Origin of the sequence: Bartonella harrusi, assembly GCF_024297065.1 — a bacterium.
Lineage (GTDB): Bacteria > Pseudomonadota > Alphaproteobacteria > Rhizobiales > Rhizobiaceae > Bartonella > Bartonella harrusi.
Window position 1 is genome coordinate 1,978,860 of record NZ_CP101114.1, and the last position, 21,527, is coordinate 2,000,386.

Annotated in this window: 19 protein-coding genes and 2 pseudogenes; 6 read left to right on the forward strand and 15 right to left on the reverse strand. The window is 41.0% G+C overall.

The features are described 5' to 3' along the window. Window positions 1-56: 56 nt before the first annotated feature. From NMK50_RS09355 to rimM, 7 genes are all read right to left on the reverse strand, one after another. A complete protein-coding gene (locus tag NMK50_RS09355) occupies window positions 57-836 on the reverse strand; it encodes a succinate dehydrogenase iron-sulfur subunit (protein ID WP_254770224.1) in 780 nt (259 codons plus the stop codon). 14 nt (window positions 837-850) lie between these two features. After that, window positions 851-2,695 (reverse strand): succinate dehydrogenase flavoprotein subunit, encoded by a 1,845-nt coding sequence (gene sdhA / locus NMK50_RS09360; RefSeq protein WP_254770225.1) that lies wholly within the window; start codon window positions 2,693-2,695, stop codon window positions 851-853. A 5-nt stretch (window positions 2,696-2,700) separates the two neighbouring features. Beyond that, on the reverse strand, window positions 2,701-3,087 hold the full coding sequence (gene sdhD, locus NMK50_RS09365) for a succinate dehydrogenase, hydrophobic membrane anchor protein (protein ID WP_254770226.1): 387 nt from the start codon (window positions 3,085-3,087) through the stop codon (window positions 2,701-2,703). 18 nt (window positions 3,088-3,105) lie between these two features. Further along, on the reverse strand, window positions 3,106-3,507 hold the full coding sequence (sdhC, locus tag NMK50_RS09370; RefSeq protein WP_254770227.1) for a succinate dehydrogenase, cytochrome b556 subunit: 402 nt from the start codon (window positions 3,505-3,507) through the stop codon (window positions 3,106-3,108). Window positions 3,508-3,991: 484 nt separating this feature from the next. After that, window positions 3,992-4,432, reverse strand: a complete 441-nt coding sequence (gene rplS / locus NMK50_RS09375) for a 50S ribosomal protein L19 (RefSeq protein ID WP_254770228.1) — start codon at window positions 4,430-4,432, stop codon at window positions 3,992-3,994. Window positions 4,433-4,642: 210 nt separating this feature from the next. Next, window positions 4,643-5,341, reverse strand: coding sequence for a tRNA (guanosine(37)-N1)-methyltransferase TrmD (trmD, locus tag NMK50_RS09380; protein WP_254771236.1), 699 nt, complete (start codon window positions 5,339-5,341; stop codon window positions 4,643-4,645). Between the two features lie 210 nt (window positions 5,342-5,551). Next, on the reverse strand, window positions 5,552-6,157 hold the full coding sequence (rimM, locus tag NMK50_RS09390) for a ribosome maturation factor RimM (protein ID WP_254770229.1): 606 nt from the start codon (window positions 6,155-6,157) through the stop codon (window positions 5,552-5,554). A gap of 131 nt (window positions 6,158-6,288) precedes the next feature. Here rimM and NMK50_RS09395 point away from each other — a divergent pair, with 131 nt between their 5' ends. Next, a complete protein-coding gene (locus tag NMK50_RS09395) occupies window positions 6,289-7,110 on the forward strand; it encodes a SapC family protein (RefSeq protein ID WP_254770230.1) in 822 nt (273 codons plus the stop codon). 3 nt (window positions 7,111-7,113) lie between these two features. Continuing rightward, window positions 7,114-8,082 carry a tyrosine recombinase XerC gene (locus NMK50_RS09400; protein ID WP_254770231.1) on the forward strand — a complete coding sequence of 323 codons (969 nt, stop codon included), beginning with the start codon at window positions 7,114-7,116 and terminating at the stop codon, window positions 8,080-8,082. A gap of 22 nt (window positions 8,083-8,104) precedes the next feature. Here NMK50_RS09400 and NMK50_RS09405 read toward each other — a convergent pair whose 3' ends face one another. Further along, window positions 8,105-8,383: a BolA family protein gene (locus tag NMK50_RS09405; RefSeq protein WP_254770232.1), complete on the reverse strand. Its 279-nt coding sequence runs from the start codon at window positions 8,381-8,383 to the stop codon at window positions 8,105-8,107. A 124-nt stretch (window positions 8,384-8,507) separates the two neighbouring features. Between NMK50_RS09405 and NMK50_RS09410 the strand changes: the two genes are divergently transcribed. The 3 genes and pseudogenes from NMK50_RS09410 to cobT all read left to right on the forward strand — a co-directional run bounded on the left by NMK50_RS09410 (window position 8,508) and on the right by cobT (window position 12,505). Next, window positions 8,508-9,128: a J domain-containing protein gene (locus NMK50_RS09410; RefSeq protein WP_254770233.1), complete on the forward strand. Its 621-nt coding sequence runs from the start codon at window positions 8,508-8,510 to the stop codon at window positions 9,126-9,128. A gap of 464 nt (window positions 9,129-9,592) precedes the next feature. Further along, entirely contained in the window at window positions 9,593-10,579 is a 987-nt protein-coding gene (gene cobS / locus NMK50_RS09415) for a cobaltochelatase subunit CobS (protein WP_254770234.1), read from the forward strand. 14 nt (window positions 10,580-10,593) lie between these two features. Next, a pseudogene (gene cobT / locus NMK50_RS09420) lies at window positions 10,594-12,505 on the forward strand (cobaltochelatase subunit CobT). Window positions 12,506-12,871: 366 nt separating this feature from the next. Here cobT and NMK50_RS09425 read toward each other — a convergent pair. Beyond that, window positions 12,872-13,558, reverse strand: coding sequence for a VUT family protein (locus tag NMK50_RS09425; RefSeq protein ID WP_254770235.1), 687 nt, complete (start codon window positions 13,556-13,558; stop codon window positions 12,872-12,874). Between the two features lie 84 nt (window positions 13,559-13,642). Beyond that, window positions 13,643-13,948 carry a 50S ribosomal protein L28 gene (rpmB, locus tag NMK50_RS09430; protein WP_254770236.1) on the reverse strand — a complete coding sequence of 102 codons (306 nt, stop codon included), beginning with the start codon at window positions 13,946-13,948 and terminating at the stop codon, window positions 13,643-13,645. Window positions 13,949-14,215: 267 nt separating this feature from the next. Here rpmB and NMK50_RS09435 point away from each other — a divergent pair, with 267 nt between their 5' ends. Next, window positions 14,216-15,001: an SURF1 family protein gene (locus NMK50_RS09435; RefSeq protein WP_254770237.1), complete on the forward strand. Its 786-nt coding sequence runs from the start codon at window positions 14,216-14,218 to the stop codon at window positions 14,999-15,001. A 221-nt stretch (window positions 15,002-15,222) separates the two neighbouring features. Here the strand turns inward: NMK50_RS09435 and NMK50_RS09440 are convergent, their stop codons facing one another. The 5 genes and pseudogenes from NMK50_RS09440 to htpX all read right to left on the reverse strand — a co-directional run bounded on the left by NMK50_RS09440 (window position 15,223) and on the right by htpX (window position 21,489). Continuing rightward, a complete protein-coding gene (locus NMK50_RS09440) occupies window positions 15,223-15,375 on the reverse strand; it encodes a DUF1127 domain-containing protein (protein ID WP_254770238.1) in 153 nt (50 codons plus the stop codon). Window positions 15,376-15,522: 147 nt separating this feature from the next. After that, window positions 15,523-17,139 (reverse strand): bifunctional phosphoribosylaminoimidazolecarboxamide formyltransferase/IMP cyclohydrolase, encoded by a 1,617-nt coding sequence (gene purH, locus NMK50_RS09445; protein WP_254770239.1) that lies wholly within the window; start codon window positions 17,137-17,139, stop codon window positions 15,523-15,525. Between the two features lie 154 nt (window positions 17,140-17,293). Further along, window positions 17,294-18,994: a heparinase II/III family protein gene (locus tag NMK50_RS09450; protein WP_254770240.1), complete on the reverse strand. Its 1,701-nt coding sequence runs from the start codon at window positions 18,992-18,994 to the stop codon at window positions 17,294-17,296. A 64-nt stretch (window positions 18,995-19,058) separates the two neighbouring features. Beyond that, window positions 19,059-20,408 (reverse strand): annotated as a pseudogene (locus NMK50_RS09455) (RsmB/NOP family class I SAM-dependent RNA methyltransferase). A 40-nt stretch (window positions 20,409-20,448) separates the two neighbouring features. After that, entirely contained in the window at window positions 20,449-21,489 is a 1,041-nt protein-coding gene (gene htpX / locus NMK50_RS09460; RefSeq protein WP_254770241.1) for a zinc metalloprotease HtpX, read from the reverse strand. Window positions 21,490-21,527: the final 38 nt, after the last annotated feature.

Here is a 21,527-nt window from a genome sequence, read left to right on the forward strand (position 1 = left end):
TGCAACAATCTCACAAATGTTTTATTTCTTCTATGACTTTCATGAACTGGTAAGTTTTAAAGACGGCGTTCAACCATGAGTTTTTTAATCTCAGCAATTGCCTTCGCTGGATTTAGCCCCTTTGGACAGGTTTGTGCACAATTCATAATCGTATGACAACGATAAAGGCGGAAAGGATCTTCTAAGTTATCAAGACGCTCACCACACATCTCATCACGTGAATCAGCAATCCAACGATAAGCCTGGAGTAAAACTGCTGGTCCTAAATAACGATCGCCATTCCACCAATAACTCGGACAAGATGTTTGACAACACGCACACAAAATACATTCATAAAGCCCATCGATTTTTTGGCGATCGGAATGACTTTGTAACCACTCTTTTGCAGGTTCTGGAGAAACGGTTTGCAACCAAGGTTCAATCACACGGTGTTGAGCATAAAAACGCTTCAAATCAGGCACCAAATCTTTGACAATGGGCATAGAAGGCAAAGGATACACCTTAATGGGATGCTTCACATCATCCATCCCTTTGGTACAAGCCAATGTATTGGTTCCATCAATATTCATAGCACATGAACCACAAATCCCCTCACGGCATGAACGGCGCAGTGTCAAAGTTGGATCAATATGATTCTTGATAAACAAAAGCCCATCGAGAATCATCGGACCGCAAGCTGAACGATCTACATAATAAGTATCGAGATGAGGATTTTCCTCATCATCAGGCGACCAACGATAAATATGAAATTCTGTCAGTTGGGTAGCACCTTCAGGCTTAGGCCAAACTTTTCCCGGTTTTACTTGAGAATTTTTGGGAAGCTTAATCTGGACCATCGTTCATTCTCCCCTTAATAAACACGTTTTTTAGGCGCGATACGCTTTAAATCGATACCACCATCTGCTTCAGATGTTAATGGATCAACATGGACAGGCCGATAGGACAAAGTGACCTTACCTTCTTTTGACAAATGCGAAAGGGTATGTTTACGCCAATTTTTGTCGTCACGCTCTGGATAATCTTCACGCGCATGCGCACCACGACTTTCTAAACGTGCTTCTGCAGAATAAACAGTTGTAATTGCATTGGCCATCAGATTTTCAAGCTCTAATGTTTCAACCAAATCAGAATTCCATATTAATGAACGATCTGTTACTTTGAGATCAGACAATTCATCCCAAATTTGGCTTATCCGTCGACATCCTTGTTGCAAAGACTCTTCGGTACGAAATACCGCAGCATCTTCTTGCATAGTCCGTTGCATTTTTTCACGCAACACAGCAGTTGGTGTTCCTCCTTGGGCAAAACGCAAACGATCAAAACGTGCCATAATCTGATCAACAGCATCTTCATTAATAGGTGGAATTTCCGCATCTCGATCAATAACCTCACCGGCACGAATTGCAGCGGCACGCCCAAATACGACAAGATCAATCAATGAATTTGACCCCAAACGATTAGCCCCATGGACAGAAGCACATCCAGCCTCCCCCACGGCCATCAAACCCGGTTGAACACGATCAGGCGAATCAGCTGTTGGATTGAGCACTTCTCCATAATAATTAGTAGGAATACCACCCATATTGTAATGAACCGTTGGCAGAATGGGAATAGGTTCTTTTGTCACATCAACCCCCGCGAAGATCCGTGCTGATTCAGAAATCCCTGGTAAACGCTCATGCAATATTGCGGGATCAATATGGTTGAGAACCAAATGAATATGATCTTTTTTGGGACCAACACCACGTCCTTCACGAATTTCAAGTGTGATACAGCGTGAAACAAGATCACGTGAAGCCAAATCCTTAAAGGAAGGCGCATATCGCTCCATAAAGCGTTCACCTTCAGAATTGATCAAATAGCCTCCTTCACCACGTGCTCCTTCTGTAATGAGACAGCCCGAACCATAAATCCCTGTAGGATGAAATTGAACAAACTCCATATCCTGAAGTGGCAATCCCGCACGTGCAATCATTCCTCCGCCATCACCGGTACAGGTATGTGCCGATGTTGCTGAAAAATAAGCGCGTCCATACCCCCCTGTTGCTAGCACAACCATCTTTGCCGAAAAACGATGGATTGTACCATCATCAAGATTCCACGCGACAACGCCGGTACACGCACCATCAGTCATAATCAAATCAAGCGCAAAATACTCAATAAAAAACTGCGCATTATGTTTTAAACTCTGTCCATAGAGAGTATGCAAGATAGCATGCCCCGTGCGATCGGCTGCGGCACAAGTGCGTTGCACAGGTGGACCTTCACCAAACTGTGTTGTATGCCCGCCAAAGGGACGTTGATAAATTTTTCCTTCTTCCGTCCGTGAAAAAGGCACTCCATAATGCTCTAATTCGTATACAGCCGCAGGTGCATTACGCACCAAATATTCCATTGCGTCCGTATCACCCAACCAATCAGAACCTTTTACTGTATCGTACAAATGCCATTGCCAACTATCAGTTCCCATATTGGAAAGTGAGGCTGCAATGCCGCCCTGTGCTGCAACCGTATGCGATCTGGTTGGGAAAACCTTTGTGACACATGCTGTTTTTAACCCCTGCTCTGCCATACCAAGCGTAGCACGCAAACCAGCTCCACCAGCACCAACCACCACCACATCAAATTTGTGATCCACAGTACGATAAGAAGCATTACCTGCTCTAGCGCTCAGAGGAGTTTCTCTACTTGCCATATTATTTAACCCCCTAATGCAATTTTCAAAAGAGCAAAAATGATGACACCGCCCAAAACAAAACAAAAGAGAATATTCAATGCCAAGAAGAATATTCGAAAACCCTCACGAGGAATATAATCTTCAATCACCACCTGCATTCCAAGTTTCATATGATAAAGAACAGAAAGGGCCATCAATCCCATTAAAACAGCAACAACAGGATGCGCAAGCCGTGCACGCACAATATTATAGTCCTTTCCAACCAATGAAAGAATAAGCACAATGAAAAATATCAAAAGCGGTAGATTGATAAAACCTGTCAAACGCTGCAACCAAAAATGCTCTGTTCCTTCATGCGCACTTCCACGTCCACGGACTTTTGCAAGTTCTGTTCGAAAATCTTTTTTCATAGCTTCTCCACCCCCCAGCTAAACAATGCTATATCCAATAACCCAAATGGCAAGAGTAACAATAAGAGAAATAAACACTGTTGCCCAAGCAGTTACTGTCGCCTTTTCTTTAGCCAAAAGGCAAGGTTTTAGGTCCCAAACAATGTGACGAATACCACCAACCATGTGATGGACACCCGCAAGAGTATAAAGAAACAAAATACAAAGGCCGAGCCAAGAACTATAAATCTCGTTCACCGTTCTAAATGCCTCAACCCCACAGCTGATGGAAAATAACCAAAGAGCGAAAAAGACCATTCCGAAATAAAGAGCCATACCGGTAAGACGATGTGCAATTGACATCGCCATCGTGATCGTCCAACGATAAATACTCACATGGGGAGAACGAGGGCGCTCTTTCATCCTAATTGTCTCTGTCATAAACATCCTGACCTGGCTTTGTTGCAACTGCGTTCTGAGCGATAAAACCGAACAAAACGATCAAATGCATTATCATTCCCACTTAATTTGGCGTCTCAAACACACCAATATTACAGGTCGGTTATCTCAAATAACGGATTAAAGGTCACGCTTAAAAAAACCGATTGTTTCACAGACATAATCTGCAAAACCCGCCTTAACTTAATACAATTTTATCTTCACGTCAAAGGTCTAACATCTTTTCTCAAAGAGAAACATACATTTTTTCCTGTATGCGCACCTTTTTTTCTGAATATCAATGACATAGCTTATGAGGATTAAATTTCAGATTTCACCATCATTATAAAGGAAATAAGAAACTGAAACTTCGAAAAGTTTAACATTTTCATATTCCTTTAAAGCCACTTCTTGAGGTTGCAAAAACGAACCGCAACAGAAGCGATTATAAAAATCACTTTTGCATAAATCCTAGCCGATACAATGTTTATTCAACAACTTGTGTTGTGGCATCGGGATCAACAGCTGCTTCTTTTGCAAGTTCAGCAACTTTTTCAGCTTTTTTCCGGTAATCTCTTTTTTCAGCGATACGCGCAGCTTTACCTCTCAAACCACGAAGATAATAAAGTTTTGCACGACGCACTCTACCGCGACGCACAAGCTCAACAGCTTCAATTAAAGGAGAATAAGTTGGAAAGACGCGCTCAACACCTTCACCATAAGAAATCTTGCGCACGGTAAAGGTCTCATTCAACCCACCACCTGAACGTGCGATACAAACACCTTCATAAGCCTGAACACGGGTACGAGTTCCTTCAGTTACACGCACCATGACACGAACTGTATCCCCTGGTTGAAAGGTGGGTAATTGGCGTTTTGCTTCAATTTTTGCACATTGTTCAGCTTCAAGCTGTGCGATAATATTCATTTCCTTTATCCTTTATAGTTTTTATCGAACAGTCAGAGCGCTCAACTTTTGCCGCAAAAACCTTTTCATAAAAAGAAAAGAAGTTCTTCAGGCTATGCTTTATGCAGGAGCGAATACACCATTTCTTCATTATCTTGAAACGATAGAACATCCTTCACAGAAAAACACTCTCAAGAGAGAACCATGCAATACACCACCTTACAAGATGAATCAAGTTTTCTGATGATTTTTATGATAACGCGCATAAAGATCAGGACGACGTTGACGCGTTACCAGTTCGGCTTGGCTTTGACGCCAATCCGCAATCGCTTTATGATGACCTGATGTCAACACTGGCGGAATGCTTCGCCCTTCAAAAACAGCAGGACGCGTATAATGAGGATGTTCCAACAAACCATTTTCAAAACTTTCACACTTTCCAGAAAGCCTATTCCCCATAACGCCAGGAAGAAGACGGATAAGTGCATCCAGAAGGACGAATGCCGCCGTTTCCCCTCCTGAAAGGATATAATCACCAATGGAAACTTCTTCCAATTGCCGCGCTTCTATGACCCGTTCATCGACGCCTTCAAAGCGCCCACAAACCAATGTCACTCCCGATTCACGTGCCAAAGAGCGAGCATAAGTTTGGTTAAAAAGCCGCCCCCGTGGACTCATCAACAATCTTGGCGAATCATCTGGACAACCATCAAGGGCAGCGGCTAATACATCCGCCCGCATTACCATACCAGCCCCACCACCAGCTGGTGTATCATCAACGCTATGGTGTTTATCTAACGCAAAATCCCTAATTTGCACTGTCTCCAAGGACCATATTCCCTTCTTTAAAGCCTGCCCTGCTAATGCGTAACCTAAAAAACCAGGAAACATTTCAGGATAAAGTGTTAAAATGCGTACTTGAAAATTTATTTTCATTCTTTCATTTCACCTTCAATCCAATTGCTACTCAATGAATGCCAACCCGTGTATCATCAACGCTATGATGTTTATCCAAAGCAAAATCCCTAATTTGCACTGTCTCCAATGATCATATCAACTGCTTTAAAGCTTTCTCTGTTAAAAAGCCCTAAAAATTCAAAAATATCTCAAGAGAAAGCGCTAACCCATATATTTATCAGCTTATTTTTGCGTTCTTTGACTTTCCACTTTTCTTTTGTTTCTTTCACCTTTATTTTGCCTCATACCATCAGCCTCTTTATCATCGCTTAATCCAGCAGCGACGGGATCAACAACAAGAAAACCAGAGGCAATACAAATTTTTGGCACAGCTACCTTGCTAAAAGGAATAAGCACCGTTTTGCGCGTATTCAACCGTATTTCAAGCAAATCACCAGCTCCAAAATTAAAAAAACCATGCACTTCACCTAATACTTGACCAACACAATCTTGAACAGAAAGTCCAATGAGATCGCACTGATAAAATTCATCCTCATCCAAATCATTGACCAATTGTTCACGAGCAACATACAGGCGAATTCCTTTTAAGTTTTCAGCAGCACCGCGATCTTCAATCCCCTTAAAACGCACAATTGCATTCTTTTTTTGCACGCGAAGTCTTACAATTTCATAAGTCCGCCCCATATCATCGTAAAGAGTAGCATAAGTCTTTAAACTCTGTGGTTCACCATTTAAAACTTTGACCAAAATGTCTCCTTTTATGCCATGAGGCAAACCAATAATGGCAAGATAGACTTTCTTTTTAGACTTTTTTTTATTATGTTCCATATGAAATATCATCTCTTCAAAATGATTCCTTGAATTTTGTAACTTTGCTATTAAACCTTGTTGCCATATCAAAATCTTCACAAAAAGACCTTTCTTGGTAACAAAAATAAATGAATAAAAGGAGAAGTCTTATGGCAAATATTATGCTGTTTTACAAAGATATTACCCCAATTAATAAAGTTGCTCATAAAAACCTCAAATTTTCTCCCCCAAGTGACATGTCCTTTGCTAAAAATACACATTGGGTTCCTTTAGCAAGCAGTGAATATTTTCAAGCTGCTCTAGACTACCCTATTTTGTTTATGTGCGCAGAAGATGAGAATAAGAAAAAACATTATACATCGGCTGCTCTTGTGGGTCTTTCTAACGACGAAAATGATTACATCACCTCCGATAAAAATTGGGAACGAAACACTTATGTTCCCGCTTTTGTCCGTCGCTATCCTTTTGTTCTTGCTCAACTGCAAAATGAAAAAGAGCTTTCCGTTTGTTTTGATCAACAATCAGGTATGTTCAATGAAGTTGCGGGAACAGAACTCTTTAATTCCGATGGATCTATTTCCCCTTTTATGGAAGAGCGTATTCATTTTCTTGAAAGTTTTAAAATTGCTATGGAAAAAACCACTGAGTTTATTGATGCTCTTGTAGAGATAGATCTTCTCAGTCAAAAATCTATCAATGTAAAAAATGACCAAGGTCTTTCGGCACAATTGGAACATTTTTGGGTTGTTGATGAAGAAAAACTGAATAAACTCTCTGCAAGTCAGCTCGCCAAACTTCATAAAAATGGCTTTTTAGGATTAATTTTCGCGCATTTGATGTCAACGCATAATCTTTTAAAAATACTCTCTTTAAAAGGTGAAAAGCGCATTATGAATCATGAAGAAGCACTCCCAAAAAACAGCGACGACTCTGGAAGCGAAAAGCAGAAAAAGAAAGAAACCCTCAATTAAAAAATGCCGACAAAGAAAGACTGTAGAAAAGACAAAAATATTTTTCTTATTCCAGCCAACCATGCCATTTTAACAGCAAGGAAAAATTGGTTAGAGGATCTTGTTCAAACACGGCGTATGGCAACAAAAACAGCACAAGCTTATGAACGTGATACACGGCAATTTTTGTTTTTTCTCTGTCAACATTTAGGGTACGAACCAACCTTTGATGATCTTGCCAATTTGCGCGTTATCGATTTGCGCGCTTATTTGGCTTATCGTCGTGCACATGACGTAAGCGCTCGCTCTTTAAGTCGTGGGATGGCGGGTTTGCGCTCTTTTTTCAGATATTTATCGCGAGAAGGCATCGTCAATGTGCCTGCTGCTAAGCTTGTCCGAACCCCAAAACAACCAAAATCGCTTCCAAAACCTTTGGCTATAGAATATGCGCTTCATATTGTTAAACAAGAAAATCAACAGGAAAATGAACCATGGATTACTGCCCGCAATGCTGCTATTTTGATGCTTCTTTATGGCTGTGGCATGCGAATATCAGAAGCTCTAGCACTCACACCGGAGCAATTTTCTGATCCTGAAAAAACAAGCTTATTTGTCACGGGAAAGGGTCAAAAAACACGCCTTGTTCCGCTCATAAAAATTGTCCACGAAACGGTAAACAATTATCTCAAATGCTGCCCATATCCTTTGGCAAATAACCAACCAATGTTTCGCGGTGCGCGTGGTGGCCCTTTGCAGCCCGCCATTATTCAACGCGCCGTTCGCAATTTACGAGCAAGTCTTGGTTTACCAGAGACTGCCACCCCCCATACATTGCGTCATTCTTTTGCGACCCATCTTTTATCACGAGGAGGGGATTTACGTACCATTCAAGAACTCCTTGGCCATACCAGCCTCTCCACCACCCAAGTCTATACCCACGTTGATACAGACCGTTTATTGGAAATTTATCAAAAAGCGCATCCCCGTTCTTGAAAAATTTAAAGGAAAAGAGCAATTAAACAGACCCAACTTCAAGCGCCAAAGCATGAACACAAGTTGCAAGTTCTTTTTGTAAAACTTGATAGATTGTTCGATGTATCTCCACACGCGTCATACCAACAAAAGAAGAAGAGAGAATTTTTACCCGAAAGTGCGTTTCCCCTTTCCCATCAAAAGCATGCTCTTCATGGGGATGCCCTTCATGAAGGTGACTCTCGTTAATAACCTCAAGTTTTTGTGGATGAAAAGCATCTTGGAGTTTCATCGTAATGATTGATTGAATCGGAGTAGACATGTTTGTTCCTTAGCGAAATGAATTTCTTGGAATAAGCTTTTTTGATCAACAAAGAGAGTGTGGGAACAAATTTTTCAAAAGTCAATTCTTGTCAAACTGATCAATTTTGCATAAATCTAGAGACATGGTAACAACATCTAAATTATTCGACTCAATTCGAATCAGTTCCAATAAAAAGGAACGGACTGAATCGCAAGCACAACAATGTCAATGGGAAGGCTGTGAGCAAGCAGGCACGCATAAAGCACCAGCAGGTCGCAATCACGAAGGTCAATATCTCCATTTTTGTATTGATCACGTGCGTGCTTATAATAAAAATTTTAATTACTTCTCTGGTCTTAGCGATAAAGATATTGCAAAGTTCCAAAAGGATGCCCTTACAGGGCATCGCCCGACATGGCCTACCGATTTTAGCAATGGCACCTCAAAAAAAACCGCTGCGAATTATGCGCAAATCCGTTCTGGGACAGCTGCTTACCAAAACCGTATGCGTGATCCCTTTACGCTCTTTACCCAACGTCATTCAACCAGAAATTCCTCAAGAAAATTAAAGCCCTTAGAAGCAAAAGCTTTTGAGACATTGGGATTAGCAGCAAACGCTTCATCTGAAGAGATCAAAACAAAATATAAAGAACTTGTAAAAAAACACCATCCTGATTCCAATGGCGGCAACCGTTCTTCAGAAGAACGTTTTCGCGATGTTTTGCACGCTTATAATTTGCTCAAAAAATCTGGTTTGTGCTAGAGTAACGCATCCCCGTGCGATATGCTCTATACAAAGCACAATTTTAGCAATATTATGAATCGTATTTACAATTAACATAATGATTTATAATAACAATTCATCATTTTTTATCTTGAATGAGAGACTCGTATATCCTCAGATTCTCTCATTTCAATCCTGCTAATGTTGAATCAATTAAAACCATCCCCTTGCACACCACAAGTAAGACTATCGTGTGGATAAAAAACGAGAAAGAAAGGATTCAAATACCTTTAATGAATCGTCTAAATACCAAGGACTGTAGCAACATTTTAAGCTAGAAGATAGTATGATGGTGCCGACTTGTTGCAACATATCAGAGAACGTCTGGTAATAAAAGTTCTCTGATGCCCAAGACTCTCATGATAGGGCATTGCATAAGTGCTCTAACTCTTGTATCGTTTTCTAACGAATAAAAAGAGCGTCCTTTCCCTTCCGAAAAAACAATGACAGAAAAAAAACTGACAGTTGAAAATATGCCCGATATCACAGTTTGTGCTCGCGATCTGTTTGATGTTGATACGGATATGAAAGTCCCTGCTTTTAGCACAAAAAGCGCCCACGTTCCCGATATAGATCCCGATTATCTTTTTGATCAACAAACAACTTTAGCAATTTTAGCAGGTTTTGCCTTTAACCGCCGTGTCATGATTTCCGGTTATCACGGCACTGGTAAATCGACACATATTGAACAAGTTGCAGCCCGTCTCAACTGGCCTTGTATACGCATTAATCTCGACAGTCATGTGAGCCGTATTGATCTTGTAGGAAAGGATGCCATTGTTTTAAAAGATGGCTTACAAATCACTGAATTTAAAGAGGGCATTTTGCCTTGGGCTTATCAAAACAATATTGCTCTTGTTTTCGATGAATATGATGCAGGCCGTCCTGATGTTATGTTTGTCATCCAGCGTGTTCTTGAAGCTTCTGGGCGACTAAGCTTGCTTGACCAAAGCCGTGTTATCACGCCTCACTCAGCCTTTCGTCTTTTTGCAACCGCAAATACCATAGGCCTTGGCGATACAACAGGACTTTATCATGGCACACAACAAATCAACCAAGCCCAAATGGACCGTTGGTCACTTGTAACAATCCTCAATTATTTGCCGCATGATAAAGAGGTTGATATTGTTTGTTCCAAGGTTAAAACTTTTCAAACAATAGAGGGGAAAAAGACAATTTCACAAATGGTCCATGTTGCTGATATGGTGCGTCAATCTTTTATTAATGGAGATCTTTCAACCGTCATGAGCCCACGCACTGTCATTACTTGGGCAGAAAATACGAAAATTTTTCAAAATGTTGGCTTTGCCTTTCGACTTACTTTTCTCAATAAATGTGATGAACTCGAACGTTCAGCTGTTGCAGAATTCTATCAACGTGCCTTTGGGGAAGAGCTTCCTGAATCACGCATTCATGGTGTTTCGCCTTAAGGAATATGTCAATCATGACTATGGATACTGGCGATAACAGCAAAAATTTAACCAACGATTCTCCCAACACAACTCTTGATGCTACAGCTTTTAAAAAAGCACTTTCCACCTGTATCCGCGCCATTGCTGGTACAAACAAGCTTGAAGTTTCCTTTAACAATAACAGACCATCTTTAAGTGAAAATTATGCACGTTTACCGGAATTACCACAACATGCAACAAACAAAGATATCACGATTACGCGTGGATTAGGCGATTCCATGGCTTTACGCACAGCATGGCATGATAACCGTATTCACACACAATTTGCTCCACAAGAATCAGAAGCCCGTGCCATCTTTGAAGCGCTTGAGCAAACACGTATTGAAGCAATCGGCACCTTAGCCATGGAGGGAATTGCACAAAATCTTGATGGTATGCTTGCTGATAAATATCAAAGGGCCCATTATCAAAAGATTAACACGCAAAGTGAAGCCCCTATCCAAGAAGCCATTGCACTTTTACTGCGTGAAAAAATAACCAAACGCCCTCCCCCAAAAGAATCTGGACCGGTATTAGAGTTATGGCGTCAAGAAATCGAACAAAAAGCTGCAAAAGAACTAAACGAACTCACACACCATATTTACAACCAACCTGCTTTTGCACGCATTGTTCGTCAAATGCTTGTGACATTAAAAATGGCTGCACAACTAGAAGAAACTTCTGACAGTGAAAATAGTAAAAAATTAAAAAACCAGTGTGAACCCCAAAATCAAGCAGAAGAAGAGAGCAGCAACGAAAAAAAAACCCAAAGCGAAGAACAAACAACAGCAGAACAAGAAAGTGATGCGCAAAACAAAGGAAAAACACAAGCAACACGAACCAATGACAGTGACAAAGCCGAAGAAGAACAAGAGAGAAATTCTTGGCAAAAAAAAAGTAAACCAAGCCAAACACCTTTTCACTGATTCAGAACAAATGGAAAGGCTTGGTAATTATAAAGTTTTCACCCGACAATTTGATGAAATTCTGGAAGCGATAGATTGTTGTCCTGAAAGCGAATTGGATCAGTTACGCCATTATCTTGATAAACAAATCAATCATCTACAAAACATCGTTGGGCGTTTAGCCAATCGCCTACAGCGCCGTCTTATGGCACAACAAAATCGCAATTGGAATTTTGATCTTGAGGAAGGATACCTTGATACAGCACGACTTTCCCGTCTGATCATTGATCCCATGCAACCCCTTTCTTTCAAAATGGAAAGCAACACCCCATTTCGTGATACTGTTGTTTCACTGCTCATTGATAATTCAGGCTCAATGCGTGGACGACCAATGACTGTTGCAGCAAGCTGTGCAGATATTTTAGCACAAACCCTCGAACGTTGTGGTGTCAAAGTTGAAATTTTAGGCTTTACCACAAAAACTTGGAAAGGCGGAAAATCCCGTGAACAGTGGCTTAGCCAAAATAAACCTCTTAATCCGGGACGCCTCAATGATTTATGTCATATTATCTATAAAAGTGCGGATACCCCATGGCGTCGAGCACGGCGTAATTTAGGTTTAATGATGCAGGAGGGCTTACTGAAAGAAAATATCGATGGTGAAGCATTAATTTGGGCGCATCAACGCCTTTTATCACGACGCGAACAACGACGCATTCTCATGGTCATCTCTGATGGAGCCCCTGTTGATGATTCAACACTATCGGTTAATTCCAGCAATTATCTAGAAAAACATTTACGCGCAGTAATTCAAGAAATCCAAACCCATTCTCCTATAGAACTCATTGCCATTGGCATTGGTCATGATGTCACACGCTATTATCAACGTGCCGTCACAATTATGAATGCTGAAGAACTCGCCAACGCTATAACAAAACAATTAGAAGAGCTCTTTAGCAATAAAAAATTCCATCGCCATAAAAGATTAAAAACTTTTTAAATCAGCCGCACGATAGCATAGTATGACATTGAAAGAGATGCTCTACAAACCAGCGCTATCATTATATTTGCCCGCTTTATATTTATCCGCTCTCAATAACGCTAAAAACTTTTACATTTAAGCGCTTCTCATGAAGTATTTTCCATTTTTAAACGATTTTACCACCACATCTCTACCTATAACGTAAAAGTAAACACTCTTTATTAATTTATGATGAGAGTGTTTAAAATAAGAGAATCTTGTTATATTTGCGAATCTCATCGCAAAGTGCGAAATGATAAATATCATTATAAGCCAATATTTTATCATAGAATAACAAAGCACTCCCCATTCCATCTTCAAGAATAAGGAGAGAATAAATCAATACTATTCATTACCAACAAAAGACGATTTATCTTTTAAATGATTGTTATAAAGAGGGATTTTTATAGCTCTAAGAATTGTTCCATAAGGAATCAACATAAACAAACTCATAATAATTTTTACTGAAAAATCGCCAAAAGCAAGTGAGAGCCAAATCGGAATCTCCACCTCTCCCAAAAGAGTCGTCCCCAAGATTGAACTATCAGCATAACCTGTCATCTGATCAATAAAGGAAAAACAACTCGCAAAAGCAAGAGAAAAAAACAAAACCGTATCCAAAGCGGAACCAACCAACGCCGCTGCTAAAGGCGCTTTCCACCATGTCTTACGCCTTAAAGGCGTAAAAACCATAATATCAAGCAGTTGTCCAAATAAGAATGCTAAACTAGAAGCAATTGCAAGCCGTGGTGTCGCCAAGATCCAAGAAACAAAAACACCAGAAACAAAACCAGCATAAACCACACGCCGCGCTACGGCTGGACCACAAAAACGATTAGCTAAATCATTGATCAGAAAAGCTATCGGATAGGTAAAAGCACCATAGGTTAGGAGTTCATTTAAACCAAACCAATAGACAGGATACTGCACCAAAATATTAGAAGCAGTTACAGTAAGGCACATCGCAATGATAGAGAAAGCAATATACCTTCTCTTTTGCTGTGCGAATAAAAGACTCTGTACTGAAGACATTTTTTTAACTTGGGACATGGAACCAATAAAAGACAGTACTCAAAGAGTAAAAAGCCAAAACAAAAGCTTCAAAACGAAAAACAACTATGCTGCTTGTTCAGCCTTATTTTCAGCTTTTTTCTTAATGATTTGGCGTTTTAACAAACGCGCACGTTGCGACAATTCTTTATCATCAGCTTTGATCAAAAAGCCATCAAGACCACCGCGGTGCTCAACAGAACGCAAAGCACTTGCTGAAACACGCAAGCGATAACCTTGCTGTAACACTTCTGAAATCAATGTTACATTGCAAAGATTTGGTAAAAAACGACGACGTGTTTTATTGTTCGCATGGCTAACATTATTGCCATAAAGAACTGTTTTTCCTGTCAATTCGCAGGCACGAGACATAAACTTCACCTTTAAACCCTAAGAAACTGTAAAATCTCAATACCCGAAAAAAGAACAACGCAAAGAACGCCCTTAAACGGACATTATCGAGAAAGTATGTTTCTAATAGGGTGTCGACAATAAAAGGTCAAGTCTTTTATAGAGCCTTTTACATCCCTTGTAAGAGAATTTTTGCATGATTTTCCAGAAAAGACGTACAAAATGTTTTTTTTAGCACCCAATAGTGCTAAAAGAATGCTTATCATTCTAAAAGGGGAAGCGTTAATCATGAACAAAACAGTTTCTTCCATTGCAGAACTTCAAGAAAAACATATCCGCTTTTCTTCACTCCTCCTTAGCATTTTATTGACGTGTTTTTTCCTTCTCTTTAGTGCACTAGGTGTATGGCAAATACAACGATTAAACTGGAAAACAAATCTTATCACCAGTGTCAATCAACGTGTTCACTCACATCCCATCAAAGCACCACCACAAAATCAATGGAGACACGTTACTTTTGAGAAAGATGAATATCGTCCTATCATTATCACAGGAAAGTTTCTAACAGATAAAAATATTTTTGTTATTGCTGTTGCTCAAAATACCACGGGCTACTGGGTTTTAACCCCCTTACAAACAGCTGACAATACCCTGACCTTTGTGAATCGTGGTTTTATCCCCATGGATGCGCGTCAAAACTTTCAAAGAGCAGAACAAGCAGACACAGAGCGATCAACGCAGCAAGATTCTGCGCAAAAGTCAGAGCAAACCACAATCATAGGTTCATTACGAATGAGCGAAAAAAATGGATTTTTCCCACGGAAAAATAATCCTGATAACGATTTATGGTATACACGAGATCTTCCCGCTATGGCACAAAAACTTGGCTTATCCACCGTTGCCCCTTATTTTATTGACGCTGGAAAAAAAACAGCTCCACAAAAAAAGCTTCCCATTGCTGGCTTAACGGTTGTGCATTTTCGCAATAATCATCTTGTCTATGCTATCACGTGGTTTATTTTAGCTGCTGGTGTTCTCGGTGGTTCACTTTTTCTATTGCAACAAAAACGCTAAAAGAAACAAGGCATTCACCTCGTGAAAAGAGGCTGTTAAATGATTTTACTTTGAGGAGAATACTCCACAACAAAATATCCCCTCGCCCTATTGTGTTGAGAGTTTCATAGATGCCTTTATATACTTTATTTTCTTTTGCAAAAAAATATACAGGAACAACCAGCACACACAAACAGGTGCCGCTTCTTGCCATACTCTTTTAAATGTTATCACAAAAACAATTAAAAAGATTTATGCGAATAATAGCGTGCAATTGAACGAATATTGCCGCGACAAATACCAAGATCATTCAATTCATGTGTTGAAAGACGGCGTAACGCATTAACTGTTCGCCGATAACGGCGCCAATTACTATAAGAACGTAGAATATTCATATTTTTACCCCCAAACCTCATTTGAATCATTACTAGATTGTAAGATAAAGCAAATTACAAAAAAAGAGTCGTGCTATAATTTCATAACAGATATGCACTTATGGCAGGAGAAACTGATCCCATTGGCAAAAAGCAAGATCCTAAGCATCAATGGCGAAAATGCCGTACACCTGTAAAAACCATAGCTAAACCATGGGCATCAGCAGCAGCTATCACTTCCTCATCACGCATGGAACCACCTGGTTGAATAACAGCTGTTGCACCAGCGTCAAAAGCTGCCAACAAACCATCTGCAAAAGGAAAAAATGCATCCGATGCAACCACGGACCCTTTGGTTGGAGTTTCTGTTAATCCCGCTCTTTTTGCACTTTCTTCAGCTTTATGCGCAGCAATTTGAGCCGAATCAATACGGCTCATTTGGCCGGCACCAATACCAACAGTTGCACTATTTTTCGCATAAACAATAGCATTTGATTTAACATGCTTTACCACCCGAAAAGCGAATTGAAGATCACGCATTTCATCTTGACTTGGGGCCCGCTTTGTCACCACTTGCAAATTAAGATCATCCACCACCATATTATCACGCGACTGCACTAACATTCCACCAGAAAGCGTTTTGGTAACAAGCCCTCCACATCGTGGATCAGGAACACCACCTGTTATCAACAAACGAAGATTTTTTTTCTTAGCAATAATTTCACGTGCGGCCATTGTTGCATCAGGAGCAATAATCACTTCCGTGAAAATTTTGACAATTTCTGCTGCACATTCTTCATCAAGAGTTTGATTTAACGCAACAATTCCACCAAATGCGGAAACATTATCACATATGAGTGCTTTCAAATAAGCCTCTTTCAAACTCTGTCCTTCCGCAACACCACAAGGGTTGGCATGTTTAATAAGCGCAACAGCAGCAGTCCTTTGAGGATCAAATTCTGCTACGAGTTCAAATGCCGCATCTGTATCATTCATATTATTATAAGAGAGTGCCTTACCTTGCAAAAGTTTAGCTGTTGCAACACCAAAACGTTTCTCATTATTACGATAAAACGCCGCCTTTTGATGTGGATTTTCCCCATAGCGCATAACACTTTCAAGATGACCAGAAAAACTCTGCCACGATGGCATTTTAACTTTTAAATCCTTTGCGAACCAAGCCGCTATGGCGGCATCATAAGCCGCAGTGTGTGCATAAGCACATAGTGCTAACTGACGGCGCATAGACAAACTGAGACACCCATCATGCTTCTTTAATTCCGCAAGAACAGCATCATAATCACTCACTGCTGTAATAACACCAGTATAAGCATGATTCTTTGCTGCCGCACGAATCATTGCCGGTCCACCAATATCAATATTTTCAATAATCGTTTGTCTATCAGCTCCAGATTGAGAAGTCTCTTCAAAAGGATAAAGATTAACTACCAAAAGATCGATTTCACAAATACCATGCTTTTCCATAGCTTCCCTATGGCTAGGATCCTGTCTTACACCTAACAGAGCACCATGAACCAAAGGATGAAGAGTTTTAACGCGCCCATCCATTATTTCTGGAAATCCTGTAATTTCAGCGACATCTTTGACAGCTAACCCCGCAGCGATCAAAGCTTTAGCTGTCCCTCCTGTCGAAATCAATTCAACACCATAACGATGAAGCGCTTGCGCAAATGGCACCAAACCAGTTTTATCCGACACGGAAAGAAGAACACGACGAACCCGATGAAGATCAGGTATGGGAAAACTTTTTGCAACAACATCCATAAAAGGAATCCTAAAAATAATGACCATTTGAGAAAAACGCACTCACGCATCTATAGCATATGCCATTATCAAAATACACTGAAAGGAGAAAATATCTTTCTTAACACACAAAGAAAGGCTTTATCTTTACCAGTAAAAAATCTGATCATTATTTTCAAGGATGGCACGTAAAACGCCAACGAACTTTTTCTTGGAATGCAGGACAGCAATACAAAACGATCTGTTGTGTGCGTTGCGGACCTACAGATTCAGCAAAATCAATCGAATCTTCAAGAAAAATATCAGCATCAGGAGACATAAAATACCACTCTTGTCCACCTTGAGCGGCTAAACGCACACCATTTCCATCATAGTTAACCTCAACTTGGGGATGAAGATGAAACCGAACAGCAACATGATTCTGTTCATTTTGCTCTGCCTTATATCTTTTTGCAAGCCCCTTAGGTGGCACAAAAAAGCGGTCAAATCCCTCAATCATTGTTCCATTTGTTGCTAAAATAAGACCACGCTCATGAACAAGATTAAAAGGCCGCACATAGCCATCATGGCTCGCAATAAAACCCGTTTTTTCTGAATCCTCTATACGGCGCACTTTAACATCCGTTGGCCCTTCAAGCAAAAGTGAAGCGCCTTTCTTCTTTTTTTTACGAAAAATGCCCACCGAACAATCATTAACCGTTGCGGTTGAATGTGCCGCAGTCATACGTCCTAAATGCTGATATTCCTCACGTCCATAAGGGTTAACACCTGTATTGATAATAAAGCGACTTCCTCGTGAAGACATTTCAAACGACAAACATCCAGAACTAGCATGTTGTGCAACAGAACGTGGCGGAAATTTTCCTGTATCTGCAAGCACTGTCGTTTGATGCGCTTGTAAACGTTGAAACCCTGAATAACGTGCATAACTAAAAGGATGTCCAGCTGTCTCATCAAGCTCTAAAACGGTTGATAAATGCTTAGAGACAAGTGGTCCAACCCCATTAAAATGCGCCAATGTTTGATCTTCATGAATAAAAAACCGTAAAGCTGGCAACATACGTTCAACAGAATCAATGAGGATCCGCGGTGCTGTTTCATGACTCTTCGCAAACAGATGACGAAGCGACAATAAATCTGATAACAAATTGAGCAAAATGGCAGGACTACGTGAAATATGACCACCATCAACTAAAATCTGCTGTGAAAGTTCCTCTATAAGAAAGTTTTGCACCTTTTTTTTGATTGCAGCAGAAACAGGCAAAGCAAGAGAGGCAAATGTCAAAGCGGCAGCAGCTTGTAAACGTTGATCATCGCTTTCCATGCTACAAATCACTGTGCGCAAATAACGAAACTGAAAGCCAAGTGCACGTAAAAAGCGTTTTTCAAACCGTTCACTTGCCTTTTGCAACAATATTTTCGAATGGCAAATCCACGAAATCAAACGCCGAGCCACAACCGGACCACTCCAAGCAAGCCCTTTGACTGTTTTACCACCATGATCAAGCCAATCTTCTAAGAGAGAACGCGCATGTGCTACAGCCAAATCACTCTCTGCTGCCGCCATATGCCGTAACCAATGAAAATCATGCAAAGCAGCTTCCCATTCTGGTGCTGGTGGAACCAACGCAAAAGGTGAAACAGCACCAGCCTCAACCATATGACCAGCAAAAGCAAAACGACCATGATAAAATTCGTGTGCCATCACCGGATCAGCTAGATGCAAATCAATGGGATGCGCTAAAATTTTATGGGGACGAAATCCCGAAAACCGCCAACGAAACAGAGGGCCAACGGATAAACGCCGTATCAATTGGTGTATCCTATACCCAAAATCCGACGTCTTTACCTGATAACTTTTGACTGCAACCGCCACAATTTCAACTCCGTACGTACCAAATCACGTACAATTTCAGCCATTTTAGTAAATGAACCGTTAATTAAGCCACTTTCCGCAGGCGTTCCGCAAAAAAACCATCCATTCCTAAAAACAGGTTTTTCTCAACATCAAAATTTTGCTGACAAAAGTCAACAAGAGTCGTTCGTAAAGTCCCTCTCATAGAGAGCAAATGCGCCATTGCGCCCATTTCTTCTGCACCAATAGGTTCCAAAACAATGTCATTACGTGTCGATAAAATTTTCTCAATAAGATCTTCACCCTCTTCCCTTGCTAAGGAACAATTGGAAAAAACAAGACACCCGCCTATCTTCACCAAAGCAATTGCCATGACAAGCAAATCATATTGCAACGCCGCTAATTTAACGATATCGTCCATAAAATATCTGGATGACGGCGTATTGTTCCTGTGGAAGAACAAGGAGCATCGAGAAGGACAGCATCAGAAAGCTGTTGGGGATGAAAGTCTCTCATATCGCCCAACCACGTGTGAACTGTAAAATGCAACCGCTCCATATTCGCCTTTAAACGCGCTACCCGATGAGCAGACAGCTCAACTGCTGTCACTTTAGCCCCCTGCAAAGCCAATTATGCTGTTTTTCCACCAGGGCTTGCACAAAGATCAGCAACATTCTTCCCCTGAATATTTCCAAGTAAATAAGCAGGCAACGCCGCAGCAAAATCCCGAACCCACCAAGCCCCCTCAACCTGGTAAATCAGTCACAGAACAATCCAAACGACTCAACCGAATGGAACCATTCGGCAAAACAACACCTTCAAGCCGTTTAGCTCACCCAACACTATCGGATTTAACAGTCAAATCGAGGGGCGGCGGTGTACTTTGAACAGCCAAAATTTGATCTGCTTTTTCTTTTCCGTAAGTTGAAACCAAAAGCTGCGAAAACCACGCAGGAATCCCTTCCATGGGTAGAAACCTGTTGGCGCAACAACACCGCCTCACGCGCAATATTACGCAAAAGAGCATTCACCACTCCTGAAAAACGGCGCATACACGGATCAATTTTGGCCACACGCACAGCTAAATCAAGAGCAGCATGATCAGGGATATCAAGATAAAGGATTTGCACCACACTGACATGCAAAAGATGCTGAAGTGCAAGCGCTTGCGGGAGCAAAGGTCGCATCAAAAAGCATGATAAAGCAGCTATAATCTGCCCCCGATGATGCAATGCTGCTATCAAAATAGCACGACACAAAGAGCGATCGCGTTGTGAAAGCCCTAAATATTGCGGATGCCCATGTTCATTATCCGTTAAACCAGCAAGAGACGCCTTCTTATAAAGCACCGCTCCCAAAAGACGAACACCACCTGTCGAACAGCTAATCCGGGAACATTTCTTTCGGACACATGCCCCGCTTTCTTGTGTTTCAAATCAATACCCTTACACCTTTTTTCCCCCAGAACTCTATAATCAAGATTTCTTTGTCTTTTCATAACGAAGCCAAGAAGGACGCTTTGTAACACGTTGAAAGCCATTATTTTCAAGATCACTTGATAGATGGGTTTGAACACCCCGCTTCACACTTCCATACTCTAATCCCGTGCTTTTTTCCTGAAAACTATCTTCTCCATTCCACCCCATGTCTTTGACGATTAACCCTTTCATTTCTTTCGCCTGCCGATAAAGAGCAGCAATACGATTTGCCGTCGCCGGATGGGTAGAAAAAAGGCTATCAGCTCCTTCACCGCTCAAGGGATTAATAATAAACATATGTGCTGTTGCTGGATTATGCTCTGCTTCTTCATTATAAATCCCCCGTCCACCATCGGCAATTTTACGCAACGCAGAAGCCAACCATAATGGGTTACCACATATTTCAGCCCCGCGACGATCAGCAGCATATTCACGCGTACGGCTAATCGCCATTTGCACCAGCATTGCTGCAAAAGGCGCCACAAGCAGAGCGATAAGACTGCCAAGCCCTCCACCGTGAGAATGTTCTGAAGAATGACGCTGCCCACCCATAAAAAAAGCAAAATTACCAAGCATCGAAATTGCTCCAGCAATCGTCGCAGTCAACGTCATTGTTAACGTATCACGATGCTCAATATGTGCTAGCTCATGCGCCATAACGCCGGCAATTTCCTCTGGACTCAACATCCTCAACAATCCAGTGCTCGCAGCAACGGCCGCATTTTGAGGATTACGTCCTGTCGCAAAAGCATTTGGCTGTGCATTCTCAATAATGTAAACTTTTGGCTGAGGAAGAGAAGCTCTCCTAGCTAAATCACTGACAATTTTATAATAAACCGGCGAGGAATTCTGATCAACTTCATGTGCATTGTACATTCGGAGAACAATTTTATCCGAATTCCAATAAGAAAAAAAATTTAGACCACTTGCCATCAAGAGCGCAATGATCATACCCCCTCCGCCTCCAACAAGATAACCAACTCCCATAAAAAGAGCCGTCATAAAAGCCAAAAGCATGGCTGTACGCATTATGTTCATTACTCAAAAAACTCCATAATAAAATACAATCAATGTTA